Annotated in this window: 10 protein-coding genes, 2 pseudogenes and 1 riboswitch; of the genes and pseudogenes, 9 read left to right on the top strand and 3 right to left on the bottom strand. The window is 68.2% G+C overall.

What is annotated here, in order from left to right; translation table 11 throughout:
- Positions 1-318: 318 nt before the first annotated feature.
- The 8 genes and pseudogenes from CF70_RS37765 to CF70_RS13880 all read left to right on the top strand — a co-directional run.
- Positions 319-459, top strand: a 141-nt coding sequence (locus CF70_RS37765; RefSeq protein WP_304413168.1) for a GTP-binding protein, incomplete at its 3' end; no start/stop codon positions are given.
- Between the two features lies 1 nt (position 460).
- A pseudogene (gene cobW / locus CF70_RS13855) lies at positions 461-1,433 on the top strand (cobalamin biosynthesis protein CobW); the annotation flags it as partial.
- A 24-nt stretch (positions 1,434-1,457) separates the two neighbouring features.
- Positions 1,458-5,273, top strand: coding sequence for a cobaltochelatase subunit CobN (cobN, locus tag CF70_RS13860; RefSeq protein WP_035865322.1), 3,816 nt, complete (start codon positions 1,458-1,460; stop codon positions 5,271-5,273).
- Entirely contained in the window at positions 5,273-6,334 is a 1,062-nt protein-coding gene (locus CF70_RS13865; RefSeq protein WP_152561805.1) for an ATP-binding protein, read from the top strand. Before cobN ends, CF70_RS13865 begins: the two co-directional genes overlap by 1 nt.
- A gap of 158 nt (positions 6,335-6,492) precedes the next feature.
- Positions 6,493-6,996, top strand: coding sequence for a vWA domain-containing protein (locus CF70_RS13870; protein WP_235185035.1), 504 nt, complete (start codon positions 6,493-6,495; stop codon positions 6,994-6,996).
- Between the two features lie 264 nt (positions 6,997-7,260).
- The gene (locus CF70_RS13875) at positions 7,261-8,214 is read left to right on the top strand and encodes a homocysteine S-methyltransferase family protein (RefSeq protein ID WP_035865328.1); all 954 of its coding nucleotides are present in this window, start codon (positions 7,261-7,263) and stop codon (positions 8,212-8,214) included.
- A 33-nt stretch (positions 8,215-8,247) separates the two neighbouring features.
- A pseudogene (locus CF70_RS34880) lies at positions 8,248-8,409 on the top strand (type II toxin-antitoxin system RelE/ParE family toxin); the annotation flags it as partial.
- Between the two features lie 32 nt (positions 8,410-8,441).
- The gene (locus tag CF70_RS13880) at positions 8,442-8,759 is read left to right on the top strand and encodes a HigA family addiction module antitoxin (protein WP_035865330.1); all 318 of its coding nucleotides are present in this window, start codon (positions 8,442-8,444) and stop codon (positions 8,757-8,759) included.
- A gap of 117 nt (positions 8,760-8,876) precedes the next feature.
- On the opposite strand, the gene CF70_RS13885 is transcribed toward CF70_RS13880, so the two are convergent.
- The 3 genes from CF70_RS13885 to CF70_RS13895 are packed head-to-tail and all read right to left on the bottom strand — an operon-like array spanning position 8,877 to position 13,772.
- Positions 8,877-9,935 carry a HoxN/HupN/NixA family nickel/cobalt transporter gene (locus tag CF70_RS13885; RefSeq protein WP_035865332.1) on the bottom strand — a complete coding sequence of 353 codons (1,059 nt, stop codon included), beginning with the start codon at positions 9,933-9,935 and terminating at the stop codon, positions 8,877-8,879.
- Positions 9,936-9,987: 52 nt separating this feature from the next.
- Positions 9,988-11,517, bottom strand: coding sequence for a PepSY-associated TM helix domain-containing protein (locus tag CF70_RS13890; RefSeq protein ID WP_051648406.1), 1,530 nt, complete (start codon positions 11,515-11,517; stop codon positions 9,988-9,990).
- A gap of 8 nt (positions 11,518-11,525) precedes the next feature.
- Positions 11,526-13,772: a TonB-dependent receptor gene (locus CF70_RS13895; RefSeq protein ID WP_035865334.1), complete on the bottom strand. Its 2,247-nt coding sequence runs from the start codon at positions 13,770-13,772 to the stop codon at positions 11,526-11,528.
- Between the two features lie 124 nt (positions 13,773-13,896).
- Positions 13,897-14,152: riboswitch (cobalamin riboswitch) on the bottom strand.
- A 297-nt stretch (positions 14,153-14,449) separates the two neighbouring features.
- Here CF70_RS13895 and CF70_RS13900 point away from each other — a divergent pair.
- Complete coding sequence (locus CF70_RS13900) at positions 14,450-16,003, top strand: methyl-accepting chemotaxis protein (protein ID WP_035865338.1); 1,554 nt, start codon at positions 14,450-14,452, stop codon at positions 16,001-16,003.
- Positions 16,004-16,026: the final 23 nt, after the last annotated feature.

Raw genomic sequence — 16,026 nt, forward strand, 5'->3', positions numbered from 1 at the left:
TTGCTGGAAAGCCGCGCGCTCAAGCTCGCGCAGCCCGCGCCCCTGACGGGCCTTGCGCCCCGCGAGGCACTCCGGGCCGCCGTGCTGATGCTGCTGCTGGTCGGCGCCGGCGCGGGCGCCGAGTGGTGGCGCGGCCGGCGGCGCGGACCGGCGCAAGGCTGACGCGGCACCGGTGGACAGCACCTCCGTATCTCTTTATGCTGGTCCCCTCGCAGCGGCCGGGACCGCCGCAGCTTATCGGCTGCGTGGGCATAACTTGCCAAACGCCCGCATCGCAAGCCCCGGTTCAACCCCAACGCTGAATTTTCAAATCCGCCCATGCAGACCCGTAAAATCCCCGCCACCATCGTCACCGGCTTCCTTGGCAGCGGCAAGACCACCTTGCTGCGCCATATCCTTGAAAACGCCGGCGGCCGCCGCATCGCGGGGATCGTCAACGAGTTCGGCGAACTGGGCATCNGGTGATCGTCAACGAGTTCGGCGAACTGGGCATCGACGGCGAGATCCTCAAGGGCTGCGGCATCGGCTGCGACGAGTCCGGCGAGAGCAATGGCCAGCTCTACGAACTGGCCAACGGCTGCCTGTGCTGCACGGTGCAGGAGGAATTCTTCCCGGTGATGGAGCAATTGCTGGAGCGGCGCGCCGACATCGACCACGTGCTGATCGAGACATCCGGGCTGGCGCTGCCCAAGCCGCTGGTGCAGGCCTTCAACTGGCCCAGCATCAAGAACGCCTTCACGGTGGACGCGGTGGTCACCGTGGTGGACGGCGCCGCGGCCGCCGCCGGCCAGTTCGCCGCCGATCCGGACGCCGTGGACGCGCAGCGCAAGGCCGACCCCAATCTCGACCACGAATCCCCGCTGCATGAACTGTTCGAAGACCAGCTCGGCGCCGCCGACCTCGTCATCCTCAACAAGACCGACCTGATCGACGCGGCGCAGCGCGCCGAAGTGGAAGCGCTGATCCGTCCGGAAATCCCCGCCGAAGTGAAGATCGTCGGCGCGCAGGGCGGCAAGCTGGATATCGGGCTGCTGCTGGGGCTGAACCGTGCCTCGGAGGAGAGCATTCACCTGCGGCCCGACCACCACGGCTCGGCGGACGATCCCGATCACGCCGACCACCATCACGACGAGTTCGATTCGGTGGTGGTGGAACTCGGCGAGGTGGACCGCGATCCACTGATCGATGGCCTGCGCCAACTGGTGGAAAGCCATACGATCTACCGCATCAAGGGCTTTGCCGCGCTGCCGGGCAAGGCCATGCGCCTGGTGCTGCATGGCGTGGGCCGCCGCTTCGACAGCTACTTCGACCGCCGCTGGCAAGCGGGCGAGACGCAGTCCACCCGCATCGTGCTGATCGGGCAGGATCTCGACCAGCGCGCCCTGCAGGCCGCCTTGCAAACCGCACTGGCGGGCGCCGTGCGCGCGGCTTGAGGCAGACCCGAGCCCAGGCATCCGATGCACCTGCTTTCCACCCGCCCGGGCGGCTTCGTCGACGATAACGCCGGCGTGGTGCGCATCGAGCAGAGCCCGGCCGAGATCGTGGTGCTGAGCGCGGCGGATACCACGCTTTCGCTGCTGGCCGGCGTCTTTCCGCGCCTGGGCGCGGACTTCCCCACAGTGCGGCTGGCCAACCAGATGTACCTGCGCCAGCCGGCCTCGCTCGACATGTACGTCGACGATGTGCTGCAGCACGCGCGGGTGGTGGTGGTCGATCATCTCGGCGGCGATAGCGACTGGGCTTACGGCCTGGAGCGGCTGTCCGAACTGGCGCGCGCACGCGGACAGTTGCTGGTGATGTTCTCCGGCGACCTGGCCGAAGATGCCAACCTGCTTGCGCGCGGCAATGCGCCGCAAGCGCTGGCCAGCAACTTGTGGCGCTACCTGCGCGAAGGCGGGGCGGACAACGCGGAACAGTTCTTCCGCTGCCTCGCGCACCATGCCTTTGGCCGGGGCGAGCCGGCATTGCAGCCGCGCGTGCTGCCGCAGGCAGCGATCTATCATCCGGCGCACGGCGTGGCCACGGCGGCGGACTGGCAGCGCGAATGGGAGCGTGACGGCCACCCGGGCGGGCCGGTGGTGGCGCTGGTCTTTTACCGCTCGCACCTGCAGGCCGGCAACACGGCCGTGTTCGATGCCCTGATCGCGGCCTTGCGCGCCGAGGGCATGCGCCCGCTGCCGCTGGCGGTCAGTTCGCTCAAGGACACGCTGTGCCGCGAGGTCCTGCAGCACTTGTGCGCGGAGCACGGCGCGGCGCTGGTGCTCAACACGACGGCGTTCGCGGTTTCCTCGCTCGATGCGCCCGAATCGCTCCAACTCGCCGGCGATGCGCCCGTGCTGCAGGTCATCCTCAGCGGCGGCAACCGCGAGGACTGGCTGCGCGACAGCCAGGGCCTCGGGCCGCGCGATGTCGCCATGCATATCGCCATGCCCGAGGTCGATGGCCGCATCATCACGCGCGCGGTCAGCTTCAAGGGACTGGCCTATCGCTGTCCTTATACCGAGGTCGATGTGGTGCGCTACCAGCCTGACGCGGAGCGCATCGCCTTCGTGGCCGAGCTGGCCCGCCGCTGGTGCCGCCTGCGGCAGCTCGGCAATGCGGACAAGCGCGTAGCGCTGGTGCTGGCCAACTATCCGGCCAACGAAGGGCGCATCGGCAACGGCGTGGGCCTGGATACGCCCGCCTCCGTCGTGGGCATTCTCGCCATGCTGCGCGAGCAGGGCTACCACTGCGAAGGCTTGCCGGCGGACGGCGACGACCTGATGCGCGGGCTGACCCGGGGCATCACCAACGACCTGGCGCAACGCGACCTGCGGCCGGCTTTCCAGAGCCTGCCGATGGCGGACTACCAGCGGCAACTGGCCGCCCTGCCGGAAGAGAACCGGCGTGCCATCGCCGAACGCTGGGGCAGCCCGGAACAGGATCCGATGGTGCGCGAAGGCCGTTTCATGATCGCCGGCGTGCGCAGCGGCCATTTGTTCGTGGGGCTGCAGCCGGCCCGCGCGTACGCGCTGCCCGGCGAAGCGGGCACCCAGGGCTATGCCAGCTACCACGATGCCGATCTGGTGCCGCCGCACGGCTACCTGGCCTTCTACTTCTGGCTGCGCCGCAGTTTCGGCGCCGATGCCATCGTCCATGTAGGCAAGCATGGCAACCTGGAGTGGCTGCCCGGCAAGAGCGTGGCGCTGGCCGACAGCTGCTGGCCGGATGCCATCCTCGGGCCGCTGCCGCATCTCTATCCCTTTATCGTCAACGACCCGGGCGAGGGCGCGCAGGCCAAGCGGCGCGCGCAGGCCGTCATCATCGACCACCTGATGCCGCCGCTCACGCGCGCCGAGAATTACGGCCCGCTGCAAGACCTGGAGCGCCAGGTCGACGAATACTACGAGGCGCTGGCGGTGGATCCGCGCCGCGCGCGGCTGCTGCGCAAGGCCATCCTGAAGCTGATCGTCGACCAGCAACTGCATCGCGAACTCGGGCTGGAAGCGCCCGCCGACAGCGATGGCGAAGACGCGCTGCTCAACCGCACCGATGCTTACCTGTGCGAGCTGAAGGAATCGCAGATCCGCGATGGCCTGCATGTTTTCGGCGTGTCGCCGGCGGGCCGCCAGCGGCGCGACACGCTGCTTGCGCTCGGGCGCTTTCCGGTGGGCGACGGCAAGGGCGCGCAGGCCAGCTTGCTGACGGCGCTGGCCGCCGACCTGGCGCTGGGCGGCGGCTTCGATCCGCTCGATGCCGACTGGTCCGCGCCATGGGAAGGGCCGCGTCCGGCGCAAATGGCGGCGCTCGATGCGGGGCCGTGGCGTCATCATGGCGATACGCGCGAGCGGCTGGAGATGTTGGCCACGGCATTGCTAGACGCGGCGGACGCCGGTGACGGCATGGCGCGTTCGCTGCCGCAGACCGCTGCCGTGCTGGCACGCCTGCATCGGGACGTGATGCCGCGCCTGGATGCCTGCGGCCCGCAGGAAATGCTGCAACTGTCGCGCGGGCTGGCCGGGCGCTTCGTGCCGCCCGGACCCAGCGGCGCACCCTCGCGCGGACGGCCCGATGTACTGCCCACGGGGCGCAATTTCTACTCGGTCGATACGCGCGCGGTGCCCACCCGCACGGCCTGGACGCTGGGCCTGAAGTCGGCCAACCAGCTGATCGAGCGCCACTTGCAGGAACACGGCGAATATCCGCAGTCGATCGGGCTCTCTGTCTGGGGCACCGCCACCATGCGCAGCGGCGGCGACGACATCGCGCAAGCGTTCGCCCTGCTGGGCGTGCGGCCGAAATGGGCGCCCGGCAGCTACCGCGTGACCGATTTCGAGATCCTGCCGATGGCGATCTTCGACCGCCCGCGCGTTGACGTGACCTTGCGCGTGTCGGGGTTTTTCCGCGATGCCTTCGCCAACGTCATGCGTCTGTTCGATGCCGCCGTGCAGGCGGTGGCAGAACTGGACGAGCCGGCCGAACTCAACCCGGTGCGCGCCCGCGTGCAAAGCGAGCGCGCGCGGCTGGAAGCGCAGGGCGTGCCGGCCGCCGAGGCGCGCCGCCGCGCGGGCTGGCGCGTATTCGGCGCGCGGCCGGGCGGATACGGCACGGGCCTGCAGGATCTGATCGACAGCCGCAACTGGCAGGACGACCACGATCTCGCCCAGGCTTACCTGCATGCCGGCGGCTACGCCTACGGCCAGGGCACGGATGGCGTCGAAGCGCGCGCCAGCTTTGCCGAGCGGCTGGCCAGCCTGGATGCGGTGGTGCAGAACCAGGACAACCGCGAGCACGACCTGCTCGACGCCAACGACTACTACCAGTTCCAGGGCGGCATGGCGGCCGCCGCGCGCGAGTTCGGCGGTGCCCAGCCGGCCATCTACCACGGCGATCACAGCAATCCGGCGGCGCCGCGCATCCGTACCCTGCAGGAAGAAATCGGCCGCGTGATCCGCGCGCGCGTGGTCAATCCCAAGTGGATCGACGGCGTCAAGCGGCATGGCTACAAGGGCGCTTTCGAGATGGCCGCCACCGTGGACTACCTGTTCGGCTTCGATGCCACCACGCGCGTGGTGGCCGACCACCAGTACGCCCTGGTGACCGATGCCTATGTGAACGACGCGGACACCCGCGCCTTCCTGCGGCAGCACAATCCGCGCGCGCTGCACGCCATCTGCGAGCGCTTGCTCGAAGCGGTGCAACGTGGCCTGTGGCAGGAGCCGGGCGCACGCCGCGCCCAACTGGAACAACACCTGCTCGACAGCGAGCAGGCGCTTGAAGGAATGCCCCCTTGATGAATGCGACCGCCCGGCTCCTGCGCGTGCCGTTTCCCTTCAGTGCCCTGGTGGGGCAGCAGCGTCTGCGGCAAGCGCTGCTGCTCGCCGCGGTGGACCCCGGCATCGGCGGCGTACTGGTCAGCGGGCCGCGCGGCACGGCCAAGTCGACCGCCGCGCGCGCGCTGGCCGAACTGCTGCCGGAGGGCCAGTTCGTCACGCTGCCGCTGGGCGCCAGCGAAGAGCAACTGACCGGCACGCTTGACCTTGGCCATGTGCTGCAGCAGAACGAGGTACGCTTCGCGCCCGGCCTGCTGGCGCGAGCGCACCAGGGGGTGTTGTACGTGGACGAGGTCAACCTGCTGCCGGATCACCTGGTCGACCAGTTGCTCGATGTAGCCGCCAGCGGCGTCAACGTGGTGGAGCGCGACGGCGTGTCGCACCAGCACGAGGCGCGCTTCGTGCTGGTCGGCACCATGAACCCGGAGGAGGGCGAGTTGCGTCCGCAACTGCTGGACCGCTTCGGCTTGGCGCTGGCGCTGGAGAACTGCACCGATCCCGCGCAGCGCCAGGCCATCGTCAAGGCGCGGCTGGCGTTCGACAGCGATCCCGGGGCGCTGCGCGCGCGCTTTGCCGCCGAGCAGGAAACGCTGACGCGGCAGGTGCGGCTGGCGCGCGCGGCGCTGCCGTCGCTATCGTTCAGCGATGCCGTGCACGAGCATGTCAGCGCGCTGTGCCTGGCCGCTGCCGTCGACGGCGTGCGCGCCGACCTGGTGATGCTGCGCGCGGCGCGCGCGCTGGCGGCCCTGCAATGCGACGCGGCGGTGGTGCCGGCGCATGTGGATGCCGTGGCGGAACTGGTGCTGCACCATCGGCGCCAGGCGGTGCCCGATGCCGACAGGCATGGCGATGCCAGCGATGCCGGGGAATCCAGCCGTGCCAGCGATGGCGGGGGCCATAGGGCAGACACCGGCGCGGCCGCCGGCAACCCCTGGGGAGCGCTTCCGCCGCCGTCGGCGGCCAGCGCGACGGGCATCGCCGCCGTCAAATCCGTGAGGCCGCTGCCCGCAAAAAAAGCCTGAGCCACCGGCAGGCCGCCGCCGATTCCGGGCAAGGCGGCAACCGGTGGCAGGCACCCCGTTTCGCCTCTCCCCGAGGCTACCCGGCAGGCCTGCGCATCCACTGGCCGCGTACGCTCGCGGCCAAGCGCACCGAACCGCTGGCCGCCGGCCACCTCCGCATGCGCGCCCAGCAGGCACATGCCGGCGTGTTGCATTGTTTCGTGCTCGACTGCTCGGCATCGATGCTGCACGGCCGTCAATTGGCGCTGGCCAAGGGCGTGCTCCTGCGCTTGCTGCAGCGCGCCTACCAGGCGCGCGCCGAGGTGGCGCTGGTGTGCTTCGCCGGTGGCCGTGCGGAGGTGCGCCTGCAGCCAGCGCGGGCCCGCCCGTGGAGCGAGGCCTGGATCCGCCCGATTGCCGGTGGCGGCGGTACGCCGCTGGCGCTTGGCATGGAGCGTGCCGGCCAGCTGCTGGCGCAGGCTGCGCACCGCCGTCCGGCGCAGCAGCGCTGGTTGTGGCTGCTAAGCGATGGCCGCAGCATGGAGCAGCCGCCGCGTCCGCATGGGGCAGATGCGGTGATGGTGGTGGATTTCGAGCGGCAGGCGGTGGCGTTGGGGCGTTGCCGGCATTTGGCGCAGAGGTGGGAAGGGGAGTATCTGGTGGCGGATGCGTTGATCGGGTGAGACGTCAGTACTGTATATCGTCTCCCCCGCCGCTTCAGCTCTTCTATCCCGCAATTCGGCGAACCAAAAAAATGCCAGCGCCACGCCGACTGAGCATGGCCGGCGATGACACCGCGGCAGGCTGGCGGCGAATCCAGGCGCGTCTATACTTCGATGCGTCGGCAACCAGCCCTGCTGGCGCCCCGCGGGTGAAGCCGAGAGCATGTTCGCGCTCCGGGGTGCGCGCATGCCGAGTCGTAGCGTCCCACTGCCGGAGGTGCTGTCATGCCGCTAGCTTCCCAACACCTGCCCAAGCCCGGCGGGCCAGTCTTTCTGGCCGATGGCGGGCTCGAGACCTCACTGGTTTTCCTGGAAGGCATTGAACTGCCATGCTTTGCCGCGTTTCCACTCGTGCTCAGCGACGAGGGAAGGCAGCGGCTGGAGCGTTACTTCGTGCCGTACCTGCGCACCGCCGTGGAGCGCAAAGTCGGATTCGTCCTCGATACGCCGACCTGGCGTGCCAACGCGGATTGGGGCGCGAAGCTCGGTTTCTCGCCGCAGGCCGTCGCCGATGCGAATCGCCGGTCGGTCGCCTGGGCGTCGGGTTTGGGCGCGGCTTTTGCCGCGCCGGAAACCCCCATCGTCATCAACGGCGTGGTTGGCCCCCGCGGGGATGGCTACCAGACCGGCACCCGGATGAGCGAGGACGAGGCCCGCCGGTACCATGCCCCGCAGGTCGAGGCGCTACGCGAGGCGGGCGCCGATATGGTCACCGCCGTGACCATGACCTATCCGGAAGAGGCAATCGGCATCGTGCGTGCTGCAAGCGACGCCGGTGCGCCCGTCGCGGTTTCCTTTACCGTGGAAACCGACGGCAAGCTGCCGTCGGGCGACACCCTGGGCGCGGCAATCGAACGGGTGGACCGCGAGACGGCGCACGGCCCCCTTTACTACATGATCAACTGCGCGCACCCGAGCCATTTCGAGGTGGCCGTCTCAACCGGCGAACCCTGGACCGCGCGCGTAGGCGGCGTGCGCGCCAACGCCTCGACCAAGAGTCACGCGGAACTCGATGAGGCGGACACGCTGGATGCCGGCGATCCGGTTGACCTTGGCGAGCGATATCTGGGACTGAGCCGGTATCTGAAGCAGATGTCGGTGCTAGGCGGGTGTTGCGGGACGGATCATCGGCATATCGTTGCGATTTGCGATGCGGTGTTGACGCGCGCGGGGGGATAGGAGGCGCTTCACCCCGCTGGTGCTTTAGACCACGCCATCAAGCCGGAGGACTTGGGCGTGCCCAGTTGGAGATTGCACGAACTCAAAGGCCGCATGGCCGGACACTGGTCTATCGCCGTCAATGGGAATTGGCGCATTACCCTCAGATTCGAGGATGGCGATGCGCTGGTTGTGGATTACCGCGACTACCACTGACCCCCAAAAGTACTGACATCAAGGAGCCCATCATGACCCGGATGCACAAGCCTCCGCATCCCGGCACGGTCCTCGCCGAATGGCTGGCGGGCCTCGACGACATGACGATCACGGCCTTCGCCGGGCACATCGAAGTGACGCGTGCCACGCTCTCCCGTATCGTGAACGGCCATGCGGCAATTACGCCCGATATTGCCATTCGCCTGGAAGAAGCGTTGGGTGCCAGCCGCGAGATGTGGTGCGGTATGCAGATCGCCTACGACCTCTGGATGGCCGCGCAGAAACCCCGGAAACACATCAAGCTGATTGCTCGTCCGGTCATGGACGAAGCGGAGCCGTCCTGCGCATAGGGCAACGTCGGGCAGCCCGTATGGATTCTGCTCCGGCCACACTCGCTCAATGGCTTGAGCAAGGGCGCCGATGTGGTTCCTGTTTCAGCGAGCGGCGCCGGTCCGCCTCGCCAGACCTCACCCCATCCGCACCTCGATCTCATCGTAGCGCCGGACCCGGTACACCACCATCGAGATCAGCCAGCTCAGCACGAACACCCCGATGATCACATAGCCGAGCATGCCGAAATGCGCGTTCAGCTCCCCGATCACGTCCCACAGGCCGCCCTCCAGCCCGAGCTTGTCGGCGATCAGCCCGAGCGCTTCGATGCCGCCGATCACTACCGCGACGATCACCGATACCAGCGTGATGGTCATGTTGTAGTAGAGCTTGCGGATCGGCTTGGTGAAGGCCCAGCCGTAGGCGCCCAGCATCAGGATGCCGTCGGTGGTGTCCACCAGCGACATGCCGGCGGTGAACAGCGCGGGGAACACCATGATGGTCCAGAACGGCACGCCTTTTGCCGCCTCCGCCGCCGATAGCCCGAACAGCGCCACCTCGGTGGCGGTATCGAAGCCGAGGCCGAACAGCAGCCCCATCGGGAACAGGTGCCAGCTGCGGCTGGCCAGCCGGAACAGCGGGCGGAACAGCCGCGACAGCACGCCGCGGTTGTTCAGCAGCAGGTCCAGGTCCTGCTCCTTGAGCGCCTCGCCGCGCTTGACCGCCCGGAAGGCGCGCCACACGGAGATCAGGATCAGCAGGTTGAAGAAGGCCAGCAGGAACAGGAACAGCGCGGACACGCTGGTGCCGATCATGCCGCCCACGGCTTTCATGTCCGCAAAGCGCGTTTGCAGCGCGGCGGCGGCAACGGCGATGCCGATCGACATCAGCGTGACCACGGCGGAGTGGCCGAGCGAGAAGAAGAAGCCGACCGTCACCGGGCGCTTGCCTTCCTGCATCAGCTTGCGCGTGACGTTGTCGATGGCTGCGATATGGTCGGCATCGACGGCGTGGCGCAGGCCGAGCGTGTAGGCCAGGACCGCCGAGGCCAGCAGCATGGGGTGCGCGCGGAACGCCACCAGCGCCCACACCCACGCCCCGGCGTTGGCGGCGATCAGGAAGACATAGAGCGCAATGACCTTGCGGCGCACGTCGGCGTCCTGGTCGTTGAAGATGCTGGCGAGGAAGCGAAACATGTGGGCTCCGTGAACGGTCCGGAATGTTGGGTAAATGGGCGGCCGCCGGGATTCATGCCCGGCGGCGGCGCCTGCGAAACAACCTGCGCCAGCCGATCACCACGCCGCTGACAGCGCCTGCCAGCCCGACGATCGAAAGCAGCCAGAGCGCCAGGTCCCAGGCGGGGCGATGCCGCAGCAGCCAGCCGAGATCCCAGGTATGCGCGGCATTGAACAGCCACCGGTAGGCGCGCCGGCTGCTGTCGCTGCGGCCGAGCAGGTTGCCGTTGTCGGGGTCGATATACGCCCAGGTTTCGGCGGCATCGTCAAAGCGCACGCGCAGCACCGGCAGCTTGCGCGGCTGGTGGTGGCTGTACCAGTAGGCGTCGTCTTGTTGCAGCAGGTCGCTGCCAGCGACAGCCGCGTCCGGCACCAGCCGGGCGGCAGCCTGCGCGAGCGCCCCGGCGGAGAGCGCAAGCGGCGCCCCGGTGTCGGCACGGTAAGCCTGCGTCGTGACCGCGGTGCCGGCAGCGGCCCGCGCCACCAGCAAGACCGGCAATCCGGCCTGCCAGGCCATCCTGATTTCCCGCGGGGGCGCGCCGGTGCCAGGCAGCATCCCCGCAAGCGCCGTGCCGTCCCTGGCGGGAAAGTGCGGCAGGACTTCGCCCGCATAGCGCTCCAGCGCGGGCTGCGCAAACGCGCGCCCCGGAAACCACTGGTTGGGATTGACCGATAGCCAGCCGCTTGCCAGCCAGGCCAGCAGGAACAGCGAACCGGCCAGGCCCGCGATGTGGTGCCAGGCCATCCAGCCGTGATAGGGCGAGGTGCCGCCGGCGCTGCCATGCGCGAAGCGGCGGCGCACACGCAGGCGCAGCCAGCCGATCCAGATGCCGCTGATCGCCACGACGATGCAGACGCCGGATGTCCACAGCACCACCTGCCGCCACAGCGGCGGATCGGCCCGCACTGGCGTGAAGTAAAGCCAGTGCGGGACCGCGCCAAGCCAGTTCCAGAATCGCTCGCTGCGGTTCGTGTCGCGCATGACTTCGCCGGTGCGCGCGGAGACATACAGCTCGTTGCCGGCGGCGTCGTCCAGCGCGATGCGGTGCAGCGGGCGCCAGGGATTCAGTCCGTTGGGCACGGTCCACTGGTCCCGCTCGGCGGTCTCGATCCAGCGCGCGCCGGCGGCGCCGGAGAAGCGCCGGGCGATCTCTTGCGCGGCGGGGGCATCCACCTGTTCGATGCGGGCCGCGTCGCGCGCGGAGACGGTGTGCGGCTTGCCGTTCCAGTCGACCATGCGATAGACGGGGTGCGCGCCCATCATTTCCAGGCGCAGGCTGCGCGGAAAGCGGGCGAGGCCTGCGCTGGCCATCGCCGCATCGGGCGAAACCCGCACCGTGGCCACGTCCAGCGGCGGCAGCCCCGCGAGGCGCTCGGCGTCGGTCAGCGCGGGAAAGGCCACATACATCATGACCAGTCCCGACAGGAACCACATGGCGATCAGCAGACAGCCGGCGATGCCGGCCCAGCGGTGCACCAGATAGAGCCAGCGGCGCGTGAAGCGCCAGCAGGACTCGCGCCAGGACAGGGGCGTGCTCGCCATGGCCTGGCCTAGAAGTAGAAATTGGCCGACAGCTCGGCGGCGCGCGGCCGTCCCAGCAGCCACTGGGCGCCGCTGTTGCCGGACGATTCGGCGTAGTCGCGGTTGAACAGGTTGTAGACCCGCAGTGTCAGCGCCGTCTTGCGCGATATGCGCCATTGCAGCGAGGCATCGACCACCGTGTACGACGGCATGGCCGTCGTATTGGCATTGTTGGTATAACGCTTGCCCACGTAGCGCAGGCCGCCGCCGACCTGCCACTGCGGCGCGAAGGCCCAGGTCAGCCACAGGTTGGCTGCCTGCTGCGGCACGTTCGTCGGCACGTTGCCGTTGCGCGAGACCAGGGCGCCGTTCACGCTTTCGGCGAAGTCATCGTACCGGGCGCGCAGCAAGGTGCCGTTGGCATCCACGCGCAGGCCGCGTATCAACTCCACGCTGACCGAGGCTTCCAGCCCGCGCGAGGACTGCTCGCCTACCTGCACCGAGAGCGCCGGGTTGCTGGCATCGCGCGTGAGCAGATTCTTCTTGACGATCTGGTAAGCGGCAAAGGTCCACTCGCCGCGCTGGTTCCAGAACGACTGCTTGACCCCGGCTTCGATCTGCCTGCCGGTAGCGAGCTTGAAGTCCTTTTGCGCATCCGAGGTGGTGATCAGCGCGCCAAGGGGGTCGGTGGCCGTGGCGTACTGCGCGTAGACGGAAAAGGCGGGTGTGAATTCGTAGACCGTGCCCGCGCGCCAGGTGACGTTGTTGAAGCTGCGGGTCCAGTCGTCGCCGGTGACCAGGTTGCCGCGCTCCAGTTCGGCATGGTCGAGCCGCACGCCGCCGATCACCGACCATTGCCGGGTCACCTTGAGGCGGTCTTCGCCAAACAGCGCGTATTGCGTGGTGTGGGTACGGAAGCGCGGCGACGTGACGATGCCCGGCGGGCTGAAGAACTGGCCCGGATCGAACTGGTAGGCGTTCACGGTGGAGGTACCGCCGTAGGGCGAGTTGTTGATGTGGGTGAAGTTGATCCGGTTGACGTCGAATCCCACCAGGGCGGTATTGGCCATGCCGAACAGTTGCCCGTCGATCTTCAGGTCGGCGCGGTCGCCGACCTGCTCCTGGTTGTGCAGGATCTCCAGGTAGTCGGTGCGGCGCACCTGGCCGGATGCCGGCAGGAAGGTATAGGACTCGGCATCGCGCCAGTGGCGCTGGCTGGTGAGGTAGTAGAACTGGTTGCGCACCGTCACGCGCTCATTGGGCTGCCATTGCGAGGCGAGCCGGGTCCAGCGGTCGCGGTAGGTGATCTCGGCATCGCCGACGTTGTAGTTCTTCTTGCGCAGGGAAGTGTCCAGGCTGCCGTTGACCAGCGGCGTGCCCAGGTATTGCATCGGGTGCTGGTCGCCGTCGTCATAGGACAGCGTCATATTGAACTCCGGCGATACGTCGAGCCGCACCGCGGCCGACACCGCCAGGCTGCGCGAATCGCCCCGGTCCACCCAGCCGCCGGAGCGCGCGTAGTTGGCGTTGAAGCGGTACGAGAGATTCTCGTTGACCGCGCCGCCGCTGTCGAAGGCCGTGCGCGCGGTGCGCTGGGTGCCGCCGGTGAGCTGCAGCTCGTTGGCGATCGGCGCGCGCAGCGGCTTCTTGGGGATCACGTTGACCACGCCGCCGATCGCGCCCTCGCCGTACATGACCGAGGCCGCGCCGCGCAGGACTTCGATGCGGTCCGCCGACCAGGTGTCGAAGGGGAAGGTCACGGTGCCGGAGGCGACGTAGAGCCGTGTGCCGTCGTACAGCTGCATCACCGAGCCTTGTCCGGAGAAGCCGCGCGCCGTGAGCGACGTGCCGCCGTTGCCGGGGGCGCCGTTGGAGGTTATGCCGGTGGTGCGGGTAACGGCTTCGTGCACCGACTGGTCGCCGCGCTCGCGTATCGTCTCGCCGGACAGCACCTCGACGCTGGCAGGCGTTTCCAGCGGGGTCAGGCCAAGCCGGCTGCCCGTGCCCGTGGGCTCCGACAGTGCCAGCCCTGGCAGTTGCGAGTCGCTGCTGACCATCACTGCAGGCAGTACCGTACCGTCTTTCCGGGAGGATTGGGAGCGTTCCGGGGTTGGCGTATCGTCCGCGGCCCAGGCCGCATCCGCGCCCAGCGCGGCAAAGGCCCCGAGCGATAGTGCAAGCGCGCAGTGGTGCGCCAGCTTGCGCGGGGCAGGAGTGAAATGGTGCCTGGAGGAGCCCGGCAGGGTGGTGCGGGCAATGCGAGGGCGCGCGGACATGGACTTTCCATCGTTGGCCGCGGGCGACCCCGCCCGGCGGCAATGAACGAAGAAGCCACGGACGAGCGCGCAGTGGCGGCGGGCCCATGGCCAGCCGCCTCACGCCTGGCCGCCCGTCCGCAGCCTCGGTGATCGGTCGAAGGCCGGTATCCGGGCTCGCAGGGGGACGCCTGCCACTGGGGCGCGTCCGGGGTGCCGCCTTCCCACGCATCGATGCGCAGTGGCTGCCGCTGCCTGCCGGCGCGGCGTGACACCTTTGTACCTGCTGACCGTTGCGGGGGCAGCACAGGATTTGCCGCGGCGTGGCCGCGGCGCACCTGTTTCCCGTTTAACCCCCGCCGCTTGACGCGCGCGAGGGCACCTTCGAACCATTGGCATTCCAATTGCAATTCACTTGCAACAGTGAGTCGGAATGCGAGGCGGATTGTAGCCGCATTCCGGTGGTTTTTGACAGGCATATTCGGGTGGCCGGCAATGCACCATGAGAGTGCCGGCGCCCTCGTCGCGACGGGATCTCGCTTCACCGTGGTGCTTTGTACGATATAGATGCCGCTTCTTGCTTTTTTCTTGCGGGCTTTCCCCAGTTGACGCTAAAGAAGGCGCAAGCCGTTCCGATATCCCGGAGATGCCGCGTGTCTCCCGCATCGCTGGTACTTGTCTAGAAAAAAGCGAACTCCATGAATCAACTGACCTTGCGAAAAAAGCTGTGGATCCCTCTCGTGCTGGCCTGGCTAGGTCTGCTCCTGCTGACCGTGATGCACGCCTTCCAGACCCGCCAGTTGCAGATGGCGGACCGCCGCGGCGAACTGGCCAACGTGGTCGATATGTCGCTGTCCCTGGTGCGCGACTATGCCGAGCAGGCACGCCAGGGCAAGATGACCGAGGATGAGGCCAAGGCCCAGGCCACTGCCCGCATCGCCGCGCAGCGCTATGGCAAGGACGGCTACATCACCATCGTCAGCGCGGATTCGGTGATGCTGATGCATCCCATCAACGCCAAGCTCAATGGCAAGAACCTGCGCGATTTCAAGGACGCCAAGGGCAACGCCTTGTACGTCGATATCGCGGCGCGTGGCGCTTCGGCGGAAGGCTCGGGTCATCTGGACTACTGGTGGCCCAAGCCTGGCAGCGACCAGCCAAGCCCGAAGGTCGGCTACGTGGCACGCTACAAGCCGTGGAACTGGGACCTGGTCGCGGGCACCTATATGGATGACGTGGAGGCGCAATTCCGCACTTCGCTGTATCAGTCGCTCGGGCTGCTGGTGTTGCTCGGCATCGTGATTTCCGTGGTGGCGACGCTGCTGATCCGCAGCATCCAGCGTTCGGTCGGCGGCGAGCCCGCCACCGCGGCGGCGCTTGCATTGCGCATGGCTGGCGGCGACCTCACCGCGCAGGTCACGGTCGCCCCGGATGACCGCGCCAGCCTGATGTACGCGATCGGCCATATGCGCGACCAGCTCGCGCGCACGGTCTCGGGGATCCAGCAGTCGGCCGAATCCATTACCTCGGCCGCGCAGGAGATTGCCTCCGGCAATACCGACCTGTCGAGCCGTACCGAGCAGCAAGCTGCCTCGCTGCAGCAGACCGCGGCCAGCATGGAGCAGATCACGGCGACTGTGCGCCAGAATGCCGACAACGCCACCGAGGCCAGCCAGTACGTGGCCGACGCCTCGCAGATTGCGCAGCAGGGCGGCAGCGTGGTGAGCCAGGTGGTGGACAAGATGCGCGGCATCACCGCCAGCTCGCGCAAGATCAACGACATCATCGGCGTGATCGACGGCATCGCCTTCCAGACCAATATCCTGGCGCTGAACGCCGCGGTGGAAGCCGCTCGCGCCGGCGAGCAGGGGCGCGGCTTCGCCGTGGTGGCGGGGGAAGTGCGCAATCTCGCGCAACGCAGCGCGGGCGCGGCCAAGGAGATCAAGACGCTGATCGTCGAGTCGGTGGGCCAGGTCGACAGCGGCTCTGCCCTGGTCGAGCAGGCCGGCCAGACCATGGCCGAGATCGTCAACGCGGTCAGCCGCGTGACGTCCATCATGGATGGCATCGCATCGGCCACCGCGGAGCAGCGCACCGGCATCGAAGAGGTCAATCGCGCGGTCGCGCAGATGGACCAGATGACGCAGCAGAACGCGGCGCTGGTGGAGCAGGCGAGCGCCGCCGCCGCATCGCTGGAAGACCAGGCCGACGCGCTGCATCACGCGGTGTCGGCGTTCCGCCTGGCTGCCTGAGTATCCGCCCCGGCAGGGGCGGC

The sequence above is a fragment of the Cupriavidus sp. SK-3 genome (assembly GCF_000611145.1).
In the GTDB taxonomy this organism is placed as follows: Bacteria; Pseudomonadota; Gammaproteobacteria; order Burkholderiales; family Burkholderiaceae; genus Cupriavidus.